Source organism: Cellulomonas sp. T2.31MG-18 (assembly GCF_964266755.1).
Taxonomy (GTDB): domain Bacteria; phylum Actinomycetota; class Actinomycetes; order Actinomycetales; family Cellulomonadaceae; genus Cellulomonas.
Genome location: NZ_CAXWGW010000002.1, coordinates 21,701 through 36,953, shown reverse-complemented (window position 1 = coordinate 36,953; position 15,253 = coordinate 21,701). Strand labels below are relative to the sequence as shown.

The 15,253-nt window shown below is 72.1% G+C and carries 13 protein-coding genes; 6 read left to right on the top strand and 7 right to left on the bottom strand.

The features are described 5' to 3' along the window. Positions 1 to 22 precede the first annotated feature (22 nt). Positions 23 to 895 carry a Sir2 family NAD-dependent protein deacetylase gene (locus ACFQTY_RS08015; RefSeq protein ID WP_378099214.1) on the top strand — a complete coding sequence of 291 codons (873 nt, stop codon included), beginning with the start codon at positions 23 to 25 and terminating at the stop codon, positions 893 to 895. 33 nt (positions 896 to 928) lie between these two features. Here ACFQTY_RS08015 and ACFQTY_RS08010 read toward each other — a convergent pair whose 3' ends face one another. Further along, positions 929 to 1,420 (bottom strand): nucleoside deaminase, encoded by a 492-nt coding sequence (locus tag ACFQTY_RS08010; RefSeq protein ID WP_378099212.1) that lies wholly within the window; start codon positions 1,418 to 1,420, stop codon positions 929 to 931. A 40-nt stretch (positions 1,421 to 1,460) separates the two neighbouring features. Between ACFQTY_RS08010 and upp the strand changes: the two genes are divergently transcribed. Further along, positions 1,461 to 2,096, top strand: coding sequence for a uracil phosphoribosyltransferase (gene upp / locus ACFQTY_RS08005; protein WP_263732284.1), 636 nt, complete (start codon positions 1,461 to 1,463; stop codon positions 2,094 to 2,096). A gap of 295 nt (positions 2,097 to 2,391) precedes the next feature. Further along, positions 2,392 to 2,655 carry a hypothetical protein gene (locus ACFQTY_RS08000; RefSeq protein ID WP_378099209.1) on the top strand — a complete coding sequence of 88 codons (264 nt, stop codon included), beginning with the start codon at positions 2,392 to 2,394 and terminating at the stop codon, positions 2,653 to 2,655. Positions 2,656 to 2,683: 28 nt separating this feature from the next. Here ACFQTY_RS08000 and ACFQTY_RS07995 read toward each other — a convergent pair whose 3' ends face one another. Beyond that, complete coding sequence (locus ACFQTY_RS07995) at positions 2,684 to 4,999, bottom strand: sigma-70 family RNA polymerase sigma factor (protein WP_378100699.1); 2,316 nt, start codon at positions 4,997 to 4,999, stop codon at positions 2,684 to 2,686. 132 nt (positions 5,000 to 5,131) lie between these two features. Between ACFQTY_RS07995 and ACFQTY_RS07990 the strand changes: the two genes are divergently transcribed. The 3 genes from ACFQTY_RS07990 (at position 5,132) to ACFQTY_RS07980 (ending at position 8,794) form a co-directional block, all read left to right on the top strand. After that, a complete protein-coding gene (locus ACFQTY_RS07990; RefSeq protein ID WP_378099207.1) occupies positions 5,132 to 5,950 on the top strand; it encodes a hypothetical protein in 819 nt (272 codons plus the stop codon). Between the two features lie 137 nt (positions 5,951 to 6,087). Further along, a complete protein-coding gene (locus ACFQTY_RS07985; protein ID WP_378099205.1) occupies positions 6,088 to 6,918 on the top strand; it encodes a phosphotransferase in 831 nt (276 codons plus the stop codon). A 310-nt stretch (positions 6,919 to 7,228) separates the two neighbouring features. Continuing rightward, positions 7,229 to 8,794, top strand: a complete 1,566-nt coding sequence (locus tag ACFQTY_RS07980; protein WP_378099203.1) for a methyl-accepting chemotaxis protein — start codon at positions 7,229 to 7,231, stop codon at positions 8,792 to 8,794. 78 nt (positions 8,795 to 8,872) lie between these two features. Here ACFQTY_RS07980 and nrdF read toward each other — a convergent pair whose 3' ends face one another. The 5 genes from nrdF to ACFQTY_RS07955 all read right to left on the bottom strand — a co-directional run bounded on the left by nrdF (position 8,873) and on the right by ACFQTY_RS07955 (position 15,198). Continuing rightward, positions 8,873 to 9,850: a class 1b ribonucleoside-diphosphate reductase subunit beta gene (nrdF, locus tag ACFQTY_RS07975; RefSeq protein ID WP_378099201.1), complete on the bottom strand. Its 978-nt coding sequence runs from the start codon at positions 9,848 to 9,850 to the stop codon at positions 8,873 to 8,875. Positions 9,851 to 9,887: 37 nt separating this feature from the next. Further along, entirely contained in the window at positions 9,888 to 12,035 is a 2,148-nt protein-coding gene (gene nrdE, locus ACFQTY_RS07970) for a class 1b ribonucleoside-diphosphate reductase subunit alpha (protein ID WP_378099199.1), read from the bottom strand. Beyond that, on the bottom strand, positions 12,005 to 12,421 hold the full coding sequence (nrdI, locus tag ACFQTY_RS07965) for a class Ib ribonucleoside-diphosphate reductase assembly flavoprotein NrdI (protein ID WP_378099197.1): 417 nt from the start codon (positions 12,419 to 12,421) through the stop codon (positions 12,005 to 12,007). Before nrdI ends, nrdE begins: the two co-directional genes overlap by 31 nt. Before the next feature lie 198 nt (positions 12,422 to 12,619). Next, complete coding sequence (nrdH, locus tag ACFQTY_RS07960) at positions 12,620 to 12,865, bottom strand: glutaredoxin-like protein NrdH (protein ID WP_291760899.1); 246 nt, start codon at positions 12,863 to 12,865, stop codon at positions 12,620 to 12,622. 443 nt (positions 12,866 to 13,308) lie between these two features. Beyond that, a complete protein-coding gene (locus ACFQTY_RS07955; protein ID WP_378099194.1) occupies positions 13,309 to 15,198 on the bottom strand; it encodes an AAA family ATPase in 1,890 nt (629 codons plus the stop codon). Positions 15,199 to 15,253 lie beyond the last annotated feature (55 nt).

Below are 15,253 nucleotides of genomic sequence, written 5' to 3'. Positions count from 1 at the left end.
CACCCGACCTACCGTGGACGTCATGGGCACCCTCACCGAGCTGATCGACGTGCTGGCCGGCCACCGCCTGGTGGTGCTGACCGGCGCCGGCGTGTCCACCGACTCGGGCATCCCCGACTACCGCGGCCCGGACTCCCCGCCGCGCAACCCGATGACCTACCAGCAGTTCGTCGGCGACCCGCGGTTCCGCCGGCACTACTGGGCGCGCAACCAGGTCGGCTGGCGGCACGTGCACCGCACCGAGCCGAACGCCGGCCACCGTGCGCTGGTGGACCTCGAGCGGCGCGGGATCGTCAACGGCGTCATCACCCAGAACGTCGACCTGCTGCACCGGCAGGCCGGGTCGCAGACGGTGATCGACCTGCACGGCAGCTACGACCGCGTCGTCTGCCTGCGCTGCGGCACCCGGTACACCCGGCAGCAGGTGGCTGACCGGCTCGATGAGCTCAACCCGGGCTTCGTCGAGAGCGTCACCGAGGTGGCGGACGTGGAGATCGCGCCCGACGCCGACGCCGTCGTGCAGCAGACCAAGCACTTCGTCGTCGCGGACTGCTGGGCGCCGGACCCGGAGGGCCGTCCGGTTCCGTGCGGCGGGATCCTCAAGCCGGACATCGTCTACTTCGGCGAGACGGTGCCGCGTGAGCGCGTGGAGCGGGCGTTCGCCCTGGTCGACGAGGCGGATGCCATGCTCGTCGCCGGATCCTCGCTCGCCGTGCAGTCGGGGCTGCGGTTCGTCCGGCACGCCGCCGCGGCGGAAAAGCCGATCGCCGTCGTCAACCGCGGCGAGACCCGCGGCGACCGCTACGCCGCGGTGACCCTGCACGCGGGCACCTCGGAGACACTGGCGGAGCTGGCTCGCCGGCTCCCGGTCCCGACGACGACCCCGCTCGCCTAGCCGCCGACCAGGCCGGCGCCACCGCCGGACCCCTCACTCCGGCGAGCGCTGCACCTCGAAGAACCGCTGCAGCAGCACGGTCGACTCCTCGGCCCGCACGCCGCCCACCACCTCGACGTGGTGCATCGCGCGCCGGTCGCGCAGCACGTCCCACTGCGACCCGACCGCCCCCGCCTTGGGGTCCCACGCGCCGAACACCACGCGCTGCACACGCGCCAGGATCGCCGCCCCCGCGCACATCAGGCAGGGCTCGAGGGTGACGACGAGGGTGCAGTCGTCCAGCCGCCACCGCCCCAGGTTCGCCGCGGCGTCCCGCAGGGCCACCACCTCGGCGTGCGCCGTCGGGTCCTGCTCGTCCTCCCGGAGGTTGTGGCCCCAACCGACCACGTGGGCGCCCGGTGCGACCACCACGGCGCCCACCGGCACGTCCCCGGTCAGCACCGCCCGCCGCGCCTCGTCGAGCGCGATCCCCATCGCCCACTCATCCACCGGCTGCACCGGCCGCCCGGCCGCGGGGGACGTCATGCCCGTCATCCTGCCCCAGCGACGCCCCTAGGCTTGGGCTATGCGCCTGCACGTCGCCGACCACCCGCTCGTCGCCCACAAGCTGTCGATCCTGCGGGACCAGGCGACCCCGTCGCCGACGTTCCGCCTGCTGGTGGACGAGCTGGTGACCCTGCTGGCGTACGAGGCGACGCGGGACGTGCACACCGAGCAGGTGGAGATCACCACCCCGGTGGCGCGCACCACGGCGACCAAGCTGGCCGACCCCCGCCCGATCGTCATCCCGATCCTGCGCGCCGGCCTCGGCATGCTCGAGGGCATGACGCGGCTGCTGCCCACCGCCGAGGTCGGGTTCCTCGGCCTGCGCCGCGACGAGCAGACGCTCGAGGCGATCACCTACGCCAACCGGCTGCCGGAGGACCTGTCCGGCCGGCAGGTGTTCCTGCTCGACCCGATGCTCGCCACCGGCGGCACCCTGGTCGCCTCGATGCAGTACGTGTTCGACCGCGGTGCGCTCGACGTGACGGCCGTCTGCCTGATCGCCGCCCCGGAGGGGCTCGCGACGGTGGAGAAGTACGTCGGCGACCGCGCCGACGTGCAGGTGGTGGTGGCCGCGGTGGACGAGCGGCTCAACGAGAAGGCGTACATCGTGCCGGGCCTGGGCGATGCCGGCGACCGGCTGTACGGCATCGTCTGACGCCCGCCCGACGGCGCTCCCGCAGCGTCGCCATCCGGCTGCGACCCCTCGAACGGTCGCCGTCGTCGCGTCCGCACCGTGCTGAGCTGCGCGCTGACGTGACCACCGTCACGCCCGCTGCCTGAGACGCCCGCGCATTTCCCTTGGTCGGCGCCGCGGCCCCGTGTGAGCATCGAGCCATGACTCCGGTGGCTCGTTATCGACGTACCGCTCCGGTACGTCGATCGACGTGCTGGCAGACGTGTTCGCGCTGACCGCGCACCCGTCCACCCTCACCCCACCCCGGAGACCCCTCATGTCCGCGCACCCCCGTCCGTCCGCAGCCGAGCAGCCGACCTCCCGGGTGCTGCGCGCCCTGCGCGCCGTGCCGGACCCCGCCACCGAGCCGCCGGCCCCCGAGGCACGTCGCGGCCTGGTGCTGCACGTGCTGCTCTCGGAGGAGTCGGCGGGCGTCAGCGGGACGGAGCTGGCCGAGGTGGCGGAGCTGCTGCGCGAGATGGCCGAGGAGCTGCTGCCGGCGGCCGCCACCTACACGACCCTGTCGCTCGGCACCCGGTAGGCGCTGCGGCGCCGAGGGCGGTCCGGCGTCAGAGCAGCGAGCCGGTGGTCGTGAGCGTCGGCGTGGGTGTGGCGTTCGACGGGGTCACGACGACGCACCCGAAGCTGAGCACGCCGGCCGGGTGTCCCCCGGTCGGGCCGAGCTGCATCGAGACGGTGCCGGTGCCCGGTTGGCTGCCCTGGAGGGCGAGCCACAGCGTGGTGCCGGCTCGCGCGCCGAGGCTCGGGTCCGTGCAGTGCACGGCGGTGGTGCCGCCGCCGGCCGGGGTCCGGGTGCACGTCCACGGGGCGGCCACCGAGCTGTAGGCGACGCCCGACGGCAGCACGACGTCCACCACCGCAGGCGCGGCCGCCGTCGTCGCCGTCCCGCCGGCGTTCCGCAGCGGCACGGCCACCTGGGCGGTGCGGCCGGTGACCAGCCACAGGTCGGGGACGGCACCGGCGGCCACCAGGTGCGCAGGCGACGGCGCGACGTGCAGGGGCACGCTCTGAGAGGCCGTCGTCAGGCCGGCGCCGCTGACCGACCACGCGAGCGAGCCGTCGCCCGCGTCGTACCCCTCGTCGACCTGGACGGTGAGCGTCAGCCGCAGCTGCGTCTGGCCAGGCAGCTGCTGGAGGTTGCACTCGACGGCCCCGCCGGCGGTTCCGCACAGCCAGCCCACGGCGGCCAGGGGTGCGAACCGGCCGGTGACGGGTGACAGGGCGCCGGTGTCCACACCGGCGAGCGACACACCGGCGGGCAGCGTCACGGTCGCCACCAGACCGGTCGCCGGGGAGCCGCCGGTGTTCACCACGTCGACCGCCAGCGTCCCCGTGGTGCCGGCCGTCAGGGTGAACCCGGCGGGCCCCTGCACGCTGAGCAGCGGCGGCGTCGGGGCGGGCGCCGGGCTGGTCTGCGTCGGACCCGTGCCGGGATCCGTCGTGCCGGACGTGCCGGAGTCGCCGGACGATGCCGTGCTCGAGGTGCTCGAGCCGCCGGAGGTGGTGGAGGTGCCCGACGAGCCCGCGACCAGGTCGGCGATGCCCGTGCCGGTGCCGGCCGCGGCGCTCGAGGTCGGGTCGGAGGACGCCGCGGGAGTGCTCCCGGCCGCCGAACCGTCCGACACCCCGCCCGACCCGGTGCTGCCCGTCGTACCGGTCGACGGCGACGCCGTCGTCGTCGAGACGGCCGCGCCCTTGCCGGACGAGTCGGACGAGAGCAGCTGGACGGCGCCGACCACGCCGGCGGCCACCACCACCACCGCGGCGATCCCGGCGACCAGCGCCGTCGGGATGCCGGCCAGCAGACCGCCCACGCCGGCGAGCGCACCGCCGACCCCCGCGGCACCCGTGGTCAGCGCACCGGCCGTCGCCGCACCGGCCGCCCCCATCCCCTCGGTCGCGCCGGCACCCGCCAGCTCGCCCGCGGCAGCTCCACCCGCGGCACCGCCCGCACCGGCGCCCGCGGCACCGCCCGCCCCAGCACCGGCACCGGCGCCACCGCCGGCCGCCGCGCCCGTCGGCCCGGCCGTCAGGCTCGCCACCCCGGCCGCAAGCCCGCCGCCGATCGGCAGCGCGTGCCCCAGCGCCCCGAGCCCGGCCAGACCCAGCACCAGCGGAGCCACGACGCCGCGCATGCCGTGGCTGACGTCGCCCAGCTCCAGCACCAGCCCGCGGCACCGGCCGCACTCGTCGAGGTGCGCCTCCACCGCCTTGGTGTCGCGCGCGCCGAGCCCGCCCCGCACGTACCCGCCGAGCTTGCCGGACACCGCACGGCAGGCCTCGGAGAGCGGCTCGTTCAGGTGCTGCTGCAGGTACGCCTGGCGCAGACCCTCCCGCGCCCGGTACGCCAGCGCGGCGGTGCTGTTGGCCGTCAGGCCCAGCAGGGGCGCGATCTGCGCCGGCTGCAGCCCCTCGACCTCGCTGTGCCACAGCACGGCCTGCCACCGCTCGGGCAGCGAGGCGAACGCCCGGGCGACCAGCCCGCGCTCGAGCCCCGCCAGCGCCGGTTCGGCGGCGTCCGCCTCGGGCAGCGCACCGGCTTCCAGCACGGCGACGTCGTCCGTCGCCTGCGTGCGACGGCCCGCGTCACGACGCACCGCGGCGACCCGGCGGACGACGGTGAACAGGTAGGCGCGGAACGCCTCGGTCGGTCCCGACCCGCGTTGCAGGGCGCCCCAGACGGCGGTGAACGCGTCCGCCACCACGTCCTCCGCGTCCGCGGCGGAGTCGGTGTGCTGGCGGGCGACCACCAGCGCGGCCCCCGCGTGCCGTTCGTAGAGCGCGCCGAAGGCGGCCGCGTCCCGCGTACGGGAGGCGGCGATCAGATCGGCATCGGACCGCAGGTCCGAGCCGACCCCTGCCATGGCGCTCACGAGCGCTCCGATTCGTCCGGTATCTGCCACACCTAGGGTGCCACAGGGTCCGCCATGCGGGTGAATCACGTTTCGCCCGCTCCATCGGCATCACGACGAGCCGGCTGAACCCTCTCTTCCGGCGTGACGACGGACATGGGCCCACAGGCCTTCCTCTCCGGCGGCCTTCCCGGAGACGGATCGCGCGACCCGCGGCACCGCGCCGACCCTGTGCCGGACGGACTGCGCGACCAGTGGCGGCGCAGCAGCCTGGCCTCGGTGTGGCTGCGCCCCTCGGACTGGTACCACCCCGCGGTGGACGCCCTGGCCGAGGCGGTGCTGACCGGCGGTGACCCGACGGCCCCCGCGCAGGAGCTGGGCCGGGCGCGGTCGTACGACGGGATCGGCCTGGGCGAGGCGTTGGACGACCTGAGCTGCCTGTACAGCAGCATGGGCGCGCACCAGCCGCCGATGGCGGTGGTCCGCGCGTTGTGCGACGGGTGGACGGACGAGCAGGCCGGCGCGTTCGCGGCGAGCACCAGCGTGGACGCCGAGACGGGCCTGCCCACGCAGCAGTACCTGCACCTGCGGCTGACCGAGGCGTACGCCCGTGCCGAGGGCAGCCCCGGCTCGCTGACGGTGATCGACGTGGCGGCCGGGGAGGTGTCCGGCTTCCTTCGGGCGGCACGGTCCGCGGCGATGGGCGCCTCCCTCGACGCGGCGTTCGGGCCCGGGTGGCCGATGGCCAGCCTGGGGGGCGGCGTCTTCGTCGTCGTCGGCCTGCACGACGAGGACCCGGCGGACCGCATCGCCGCCCTGCGGGCCGAGATCGCCCGCCGCTGCTGCGACGTCGACGTGCGCGTCGCCACCCGGCTGCCGCTGCGGGTGACGACGCATGCGCTGCCGCCGACCAGGTCCGGCGCGGAGGCGCTGCTGACGCGGCTGACCCGCCGGGACCGGTGACACCGATCCGTTGACCCGTTCGGGTCAACGGAGGTCAAGAGCAGCCCACGTCCTGTCCACGCCCGGTCGCGTCGCAGGTCATGAGCGAGTTTTCCCGATCACGGGACAATCTCGGGATCAGCGCCTACCTTCTTTCTATGACCCCCGCCGGCCTTGCCCCGAGCGACCCCGCGGCGCCGGACGCCGAGCGGGACAAGGGTGCGTCCGCCGCCGCCGTCCCCGCGCCTGCCGAGGCGCCGGGAACGCCGCACGCCGCCGCCGAGGGACCCGGACCCCTGCTGACCGCGGGCTTCTCGGCGGACGTGTACGCCATCTCCGAGACGCAGGTGCTGCGTCGCTACCGCTCGGGCCGTGACGCCGGGCCGGAGGCCGAGCTGATGCGGTACGCGCTCGCGCACGGGTTCCCGGTACCCAAGGCCGTGCACGTCGGCGGCCCCGACCTGGTGCTCGAGCGCCTGCACGGGCCCACGCTGCTGCAGGCCCTCGCCGCCGGGGTGACGTCGCTGCACGAGGGCGCGCAGATCATGACCGACCTGCACGACAAGCTGCACCGGATCCCCGCGCCGACCAGCTGGGCGCCGTCGTCGCCCACCGACTGGCCGCACGTCGGCGGTGGTGACGTGGTGGTGCACCTCGACCTGCACCCGGGCAACATCGTGCTGTCCGAGGCCCACGGTCCGATGCTGGTCGACTGGGCCAACGCACGGACCGGCACCGCGGCGCTCGACGTGGCGCTCAGCGCGCTGATCCTGGCCGAGGTGGCGGTCGACGCCGGCGGCGAGTACTCCGAGGCCGCGCGGGTGCTGCTCGCGGCGTTCCTCGCGGGGGTGCACCTCGACGTGCGGCCCGTGCTGAACGAGGCCGCGCACCTGCGCGCCAACGACCCGGCGCTGGTGGCCGGCGAGCGGGAGCTGCTGGGCGAGGCCGTCGGGCTGGTCCGGTCCATGGAGAACGTCACCCGCGACTGACCGGGCGACTGGCTGGGCGCTGGGCGCTGGGACCATCGTCCTGCGCGGCGCGAGCCACGGGCGAGTTCGCCACCCGATCGGGTGCATCGCGACCTGACTGGCCCACGTGAGCCGCTCAGACGGTGCCGCCGGCCGCCGATGGGCCGCGCGGTGTCATCGCAGGGGGCGATGGCCGCGAGCTAGGGCAGGGCTCAGCATGTCGTCGATCCGCACGTCTTCCATTCGCACGTCGTCGCTCGGCACGTCGTCTCTCGGTACGTCGTCCGGGATCCGTTCCCGGGGGTTGCTCGGCTGGTGGGGCGACAGGTCGGTGAGCACCCGCATCCTCACGGCGGTGCTGGTCGCCTCGGTCGTCGCCCTCGGCGTCGGGGTGCTGGGCATCGTCGGCCTCGGCAGCACCAACGCCGCCGCGTCGTCCCTGTACCAGCGTGACGTGCTGGGGCTGGAGGACGCGACCGCGATCCGCCGCGCCACGCTCCAGATGCGGCTGGACATCACCAACCAGGCACTCTCCCTCGACGCCGCCGAGACCACCAAGTACGAGCAGGCCGTGATGGCCGACCAGAAGGACGTGCTCGACGCGGAGACCGCGCTGAAGGCCGTGGCGCTCAGCGACCAGCAGCAGTCGGCGCTGCACGACTTCGACCAGAGCTTCACCGGGTACGTCGGGGTGCGCGACAACGCCCTGCTGCCGGCAGGCCGCGCCAAGGACATCACCACCTGGACCAAGGCCCGGGACGAGCAGGCCGCGCCGTTGATCGACCAGATGGGCACCGCGATGTCGACGCTGGTCGACAGCTCCAAGTCGGCGGCGAAGGCCTCCGCGGCGGCGGTCACCACGCAGTACCGGAGCAGCCGGTTGCTGATGATCGTCGCTCTGGGCGCCGGACTGACGGCGGCCGTCGCACTCGGCCTGCTCGTCGCGCGGGGCATCGTGCGGGGCATCGGCCGGGTGCGGGCCGTGTCGACCGCGCTCGAGCACGGGGACCTGACGGTCACCGCAGCTTTGACGTCGCACGACGAGGTGGGGCAGATGGGCCATGCGCTCGACCAGGCGGTGGGGACGCTGCGGACGACGCTCGGCACCATCGACGCCTCCTCGGCGTCGCTCGCCACCGCCACCGAGCAGATGGCCGCCTCGAGCCAGCAGATCGCGTCGGCCGCCGAGGAGACGGCGGCGCAGGCCGGGGTGGTGTCGAGCTCGGCGGGCGAGGTGTCGCAGAACGTGCAGGCGGTCGCGGCCGGCGCCGAGCAGATGGGTGCCTCGATCCGCGAGATCGCGCAGAACGCCACCGAGGCGGCGCGGGTCGCGGCTCAGGCGGTGTCGGCAGCGGCGGAGACGACGGCCACGGTGTCGCGGCTCGGCGAGTCGAGCCGGGAGATCGGCAACGTCGTCAAGCTCATCACGTCCATCGCCGAGCAGACCAACCTGCTGGCGCTGAACGCCACCATCGAGGCCGCGCGCGCCGGCGAGGCGGGCAAGGGGTTCGCGGTGGTCGCCGGAGAGGTCAAGGACCTTGCGCGGGAGACGGCCAAGGCGACGGAGGACATCGCCCGCCGCGTCGAGGCGATCCAGGGCGACACCGACGGCGCGGTCGCCGCCATCGGTCAGATCACGTCGGTGATCGGTGCGATCAACGACTACCAGACCACCATCGCGGCGGCCGTCGAGGAGCAGACTGCCACCACCAACGAGATGAACCGGGGCGTCACCAAGGCCGCCACCGGCGCGGGCGAGATCGCCGCGAACATCTCGGGGGTGGCCGACGCGGCCGCGGTGACCACCCAGGGGGTCGCCGAGTCGCAGGTGTCCGTCGCCGAGCTGGCCCGCATGTCCGTCGAGCTGAAGGACCTGGTCGGCCACTTCACCGTCTGACCGCCTCGGACCACAGCACTGAGGCCGGCGCCGCAGGGGGGCGCCGGCCTCAGTGCTGGACGGAGAGCGAGCTGGAGGTCAGAACTCCCAGTCCTCGTCCTGCGTGTTCACGGCCTTGCCGATCACGTAGGACGAGCCCGAGCCGGAGAAGAAGTCGTGGTTCTCGTCGGCGTTCGGGGACAGGGCCGAGAGGATCGACGGGTTGACGTCGGTCTCGTCGCGCGGGAACAGCGCCTCGTAGCCGAGGTTCATCAGCGCCTTGTTGCCGTTGTACCGGAGGAACTTCTTCACGTCCTCGGTCAGGCCGAGCTCGTCGTAGAGGTCCTGCGTGTACTCGACCTCGTTCTCGTACAGCTCGAAGAGCAGCTCGAACGTGTACTCCTTGAGCGCCGCCCGCTCGGCCTCGGTGACCTGCTCGAGGCCCTTCTGGTACTTGTAGCCGATGTAGTACCCGTGCACCGCCTCGTCACGGATGATCAGGCGGATCAGGTCGGCCGTGTTGGTCAGCTTGGCGCGGGACGCCCAGTACATCGGGGCGTAGAAGCCCGAGTAGAAGAGGAACGACTCGAGCATGGTGCTCGCGACCTTCCGCTTCAGCGGCTCGTCACCCCGGTAGTACTGCAGCACGATCTCGGCCTTGCGCTGCAGGTTCGCGTTCTCCTCGCTCCACCGGAACGCCTCGTCGATCTCCGGGGTGGAGATCAGCGTGGAGAAGATGGACGAGTAGCTCTTCGCGTGCACCGACTCCATGAACGCGATGTTCGTGTAGACGGCCTCCTCGTGCGGGGTCAGCGCGTCGGGGATCAGGCTGACGGCGCCGACCGTGCCCTGGATGGTGTCCAGCAGCGTCAGGCCGGTGAACACCCGGGTGGTCATCGTCTTCTCGGCCTCGGTGAGCGTGGCCCAGCTCTGGATGTCGTTGGACACCGGGACCTTCTCCGGCAGCCAGAAGTTGCCGGTCAGGCGGTCCCAGACCTCGGCGTCCTTGTCGTCCTCGAGACGGTTCCAGTTGATCGCCTGGACGCGGTCGATGAGCTTGAGCTTCGGGGGGGTCATCGTGCTTCCTCGTCGTTCGTCGTGAAGGGCGTCTGCGTCACAGCATGCAGCTGACGCAGCCGTCCACCTCGGTGCCCTCGAGCGCCAGCTGGCGCAGACGGACGTAGTAGATCGTCTTGATGCCCTTGCGCCAGGCGTAGATCTGCGCCTTGTTCAGGTCGCGGGTGGTGGCCGTGTCCTTGAAGAACAGCGTCAGCGACAGGCCCTGGTCCACGTGCTGGGTGGCCTCGGCGTAGGTGTCGATGATCTTCTCGGGGCCGATCTCGTACGCGTCCTGGTAGTACTCCAGGTTGTCGTTCGTCATGAACGGCGCCGGGTAGTAGACGCGGCCGATCTTGCCTTCCTTGCGGATCTCGATCTTGCTGGCGATCGGGTGGATCGAGCTGGTCGAGTGGTTGATGTAGCTGATCGAGCCGGTGGGCGGGACGGCCTGCAGGTTCTGGTTGTACAGACCGTGCTCGGCGACCGAGGCGGCCAGTGCCCGCCAGTCGTCCTGCGTCGGGATGTGGATGCCGGCGTCCGCGAAGAGCGCGGCGACCCGCTCGGTGCGCGGCGCCCACTCCTTCTCGACGTACTTGGTGAAGTACTCACCGGACGCGTACTTCGAGTCGGCGAACCCCTCGAACGCGCTCCCCCGCTCGATCGCGAGCTGGTTGGACGCGCGGATCGCGTGGTAGGCCACCGTGTAGAAGTAGATGTTGGTGAAGTCGAGACCCTCGTCGGAGCCGTAGAAGATCCGCTCGCGCGCCAGGTAGCCGTGCAGGTTCATCTGGCCCAGGCCGATGGCGTGGCCGCCGGCGTTGCCCTTCTTCACCGACGGCACCGACTCGATGTCCGTCTGGTCGGACACCGCGGTCAGCGCGCGGATCGCCGTCTCCACCGTCTTGCCCAGGTCCGGCGAGTCCATGGTCAGCGCGATATTCAGCGAGCCCAGGTTGCAGGAGATGTCCTTGCCCACCGTCTTGTACGAGAGGTCCTCGTTGTACTCCGACGGCGTGGAGACCTGCAGGATCTCCGAGCAGAGGTTGGACATGGTGATCTTGCCCTTGATCGGGTTCGCCTTGTTCACCGTGTCCTCGAACACGATGTACGGGTAGCCCGACTCGAACTGGATCTCCGCGAGGCGCTGGAAGAACTCCCGGGCGCTGATCTTGGACTTGCGGATCCGCGCGTCGTCGACCATCTCGTGGTACTTCTCGGTCACGTCGATGTCCGCGAACGGCACGCCGTACACGCGCTCCACGTCGTACGGCGAGAACAGGTACATCGGCTCGTTCTTGCGGGCCAGCTCGAACGTGATGTCCGGGATGACGACACCCAGGGAGAGGGTCTTGATGCGGACCTTCTCGTCCGCGTTCTCCCGCTTGGTGTCCAGGAACCGGTAGATGTCCGGGTGGTGCGCGTGCAGGTACACCGCGCCGGCACCCTGGCGGGCACCGAGCTGGTTGGCGTAGCTGAACGAGTCCTCGAGCAGCTTCATCACGGGGATGACGCCGGAGCTCTGGTTCTCGATGTGCTTGATGGGGGCGCCGTGCTCGCGGATGTTGCTCAGCAGCAGCGCCACGCCGCCGCCGCGCTTGGACAGCTGCAGGGCGGAGTTGATGCCGCGCGCGATGGACTCCATGTTGTCCTCGATGCGCAGCAGGAAGCAGCTGACGGGCTCGCCTCGCTGCGCCTTGCCGAGATTGAGGAACGTCGGCGTCGCCGGCTGGAACCGGCCCGAGACCATCTCGTCGACCAGGGACACCGCGAAGTCGGTGTCGCCGTCGGCCAGCGCGAGGGCGACCATGCACACGCGGTCCTCGAACCGCTCCAGGTAGCGCTTCCCGTCGAACGTCTTCAGCGTGTAGCTCGTGTAGTACTTGAACGCGCCGAGGAACGTCGAGAAGCGGAACTTCTTGGAGTAGGCATACTCGAACAGCGTCTTGAGGAAGGCGCGGTCGTACTTCGCCAGCACCGCCGGGTCGTAGTACTTGTTCTCGACGAGGTAGTCGAGCTTCTCGTCCAGGTCGTGGAAGAACACCGTGTTCTGGTTGACGTGCTGCAGGAAGTACTCCCGAGCCGCCTCACGGTCCTTGTCGAACTGGATGTTCCCGTCCGCGTCGTACAGGTTGAGCATCGCGTTCAGGGCGTGGTAGTCCAGCCCCGTCGCGCTCACGCGGGAATCTGTCGCCGTCGCTGCCAAAACCGCCCCAATCCTTCGCGGACGCGAGTCACGTCCTCTGCTGTTCCCATGAGCTCGAACCCGTACAGGTAGGGGACGTCGCACTTGGTGGCGACGACCTTCCCCGCCTTGCAGTAGGCCGAGCCGAAGTTCGTGTTGCCGGCCGCGATGACGCCGCGGATCAGCGCACGGTTGCCCTCGTCGTTGAGGAACTTGACCACCTGGCGGGGCACCGCCCCGCCCTCGTTGCCGCCCCCGTAGGTGGGGACGACGAGCACATAGGGCTCCTGCACGTGCAGGAACCCGTCGGTGGGCCGCAACGGGATGCGCTCCGCCGCGAGGCCCACCTTGTCGACGAACCGACGGGTGTTCTCGGAGACCGACGAGAAGTACACCAACGAACCCATGGCGCACCCCCTCCCCGGTTCCGACCTGCGGTCGCGCCGCCACCGGGGACACGGATGCCCGGCGGTCCAGTTGTGATCAGCGCGTCCCCGGATCAGCGGGGACGGTGCCCTCCGGGCCGGCACGGTGTGGTCCGGCGCCGGCCCGGGGCGTCCGTCGGACGAGCGCTCCGGCTCGGGGCCGGCGCTCGCCGAGCCTCGTCAGGCGACCGCGGTCGCCATGCGCTCTGCGAGCGCCTTGATGCGGTCCGGGCGGTAGCCCGACCAGTGCTCGCCGCCGGCCATGACGACCGGGGCCTGCAGGTGACCGAGGGACATCACGTAGTCGCGGGCGTCCGCGTCCTCGCTGATGTCGACCACCGTGTAGTCGTAGCCGAGCTTGTCCAGGGCGCGGTAGGTGGCGCTGCACTGCACGCACGACGGCTTGCTGTAGACCGTGATCGTCATCCGTGGCTCCCCAGTGATCCTGCTGCTCTGCTTCGTCTCGTCGCTCCCGGCACGTGCTGCCGGGAGCCTCGACGTCGGTGGGCGACCCGCTGGAGCGGTACGCCGTGCGTCGGATGCCGACACTACACCTAGTGGTCGGGCTTGCCACCAGCCACAAGGGCTTGTGTTACAGCCGTGTCGTTTTTCACCCTGTGCATGGTGAGGCAACCCTATGGAGGACCACTGACACAGGGCCCTGGCCAGGGCGTTCGCGGCGAACGGGGGACCCGCTCGAGCCGCCGTCCCCAGGGTCTCGGCGCGTCGTCCACACGCCGTCCACAGCGGCCCCCGTGGGGCCGCGCAGCCGCCCACACGCCGTCCACAGGGCTCAACACCGACATCGGCGAGCACCATCCCCTGGCCAGCCACGGGACGGTGCCGGACTCACCCGCCGGTCCCGCGGGTCAGGCGATGCGCAGGTGCCCCGCAGCGGCCGGCTGGGCGTGCGGGGCCGGTGACTCGCCCTCACGGGCGGCGCGGGCCGCCTCGAGCACGTCCGTGATCTGGTCGCCGATCAGCTCGTGGCGCACCAGCAGCGCGTCGCGCAGCGCCTCGACCAGGTCCCGGTTTCCGGCCAGCAGCCGGCGGACGGTGCTGCGGGCCTCGTCGAGCACCTGCTCGAGCCGGTCGCGCGCGCGGGAGTCGGCCAGCACCGCCTCCACGACGTCCTTGCCGGTGGCGGCCAGCGAGACCAGCGACCCCGTCATGCCGGCGGCGCCGACCATCTGGGCGGCGGTGCGCGTCGCGGCCGCCAGGTCGGAGGCCGGCCCCGTGGTGGTGCCGCCGAAGAACAGCTCCTCCGCCACCCAGCCGCCCATGGCGATCTGCACCAGTGCGGAAAGGTCGTCGTGCGACTGCGTGTAGACCTCCTCGCAGTCGTCGTGCGCCAGCATTCCGAGCGCGGCGCCGCGCTTGACGATGGTCAGCACCTCGAGGTTGCGACGTGGCGCCACGAGCCAGGCGGTGACGGCGTGCCCCGCCTCGTGGGTGGCGATCAGCTGCTGCTCGGCCGGCGTGTACGTCACGGGGTGGCCGATGCCCACCAGCTCGGTGATCCGCGCGTGCTCCACGTCGACGAAGCTCATCGTCTCGGCACCCCGGCGCAGGGCGTTGACCAGGGCCTCGTCCAACAGGTGCTCCACCATCACCGGCGTCCAGCCGTTGGTGGCGGCCGCGACGCGGTCCCGCAGCGTCGGGTCGTCCAGCTCGGGCTCGTGCGCCCGACGGGCGAGGAAGTGGTCGACGAGGGCGCGGCGGCCGTGCGCGTCGGGCGTCGGGAAGGTCAGCCGGCGGTCGAAGCGACCGGGGCGCAGCAGGGCCGGGTCGAGCGAGTCGGCGCGGTTGGTGGCGGCGATCAGCAGGATGGGCGCCCGACGAGGCCGACGACGACGCAGCCGCCGGTCCGACGGCAGCAGCAGGTTCACCGCGTCGAGCAGCCGACCCATCAGGCGCTCGCTGCCCACCGGCTCGTCGAACGACTGCATCTGCACCAGCAGCTCGTTGACCACGCCGCCGGTGCCCTCGCTGATGATCGCGTGGCGAACGGCGCCGCCGACGCCAGGCAGCGTGCCGGACTGCTCCGTCGCCACCGACCCGAACAGGCCACCCCGGCGCATCGCGATCGCGTCGATCTCCTCGATGAACCCGATCGCGCCGCCCTCGGTGCGAGCCGCCTTGCGCAGCGCCCGGAAGTACGAGCGGATCTTGCGCGCCGTGGCGCCGTAGTACATCGACTGGAAGCTGGTCGCCGAGACGAACAGGAACGGCACGCCGGCCTCGGCGGCCATCGCCTTGGCCGTCATCGTCTTGCCTGTTCCCGGAGGGCCCTCGAACAGCAGCCCGCGCCGCGGCGTGCCGCCCATCTGGTCGGCGAACCGCCGGTGCGTCCAGAACAGGTCGAGGGACCGGCGCACGTCCTCGATGATCGGGTCGATTCCGATCACGTCGTCCAGCGTCACGTCCACCTGCTCAGGGCGGTAGACGACGTGCGGCGAGCGGCTGGCGCCCACCTGCGTGCCGACCAGCATGAGGATCAGCGCGACGAAGAACAGCACCGGCACCATCACCAGCGGGTCGAGGTGCGGCAGCGGCGGCAGCACCGGGGCGCCGGCCAGCGACCGGAGCACCACCCACAGCTCCACGGCGGCCAGTGCGACGGTCAGCCGGAGCAGGCGCCGGCGCCGCATCCGCTCTCGGTCCAGCGCGACGTCGTGCAGTGCGGGCCGACCGGGCACCGGTACGGGCACGGCCTCGGAGGCGGTCACGGGCACGGTCACGGGCAGGGTCTCGGACACGGTGGGCCCTTTCCTCGAGCCGCACCTCGATGGGCGTGCGACGACGACGGGGTGG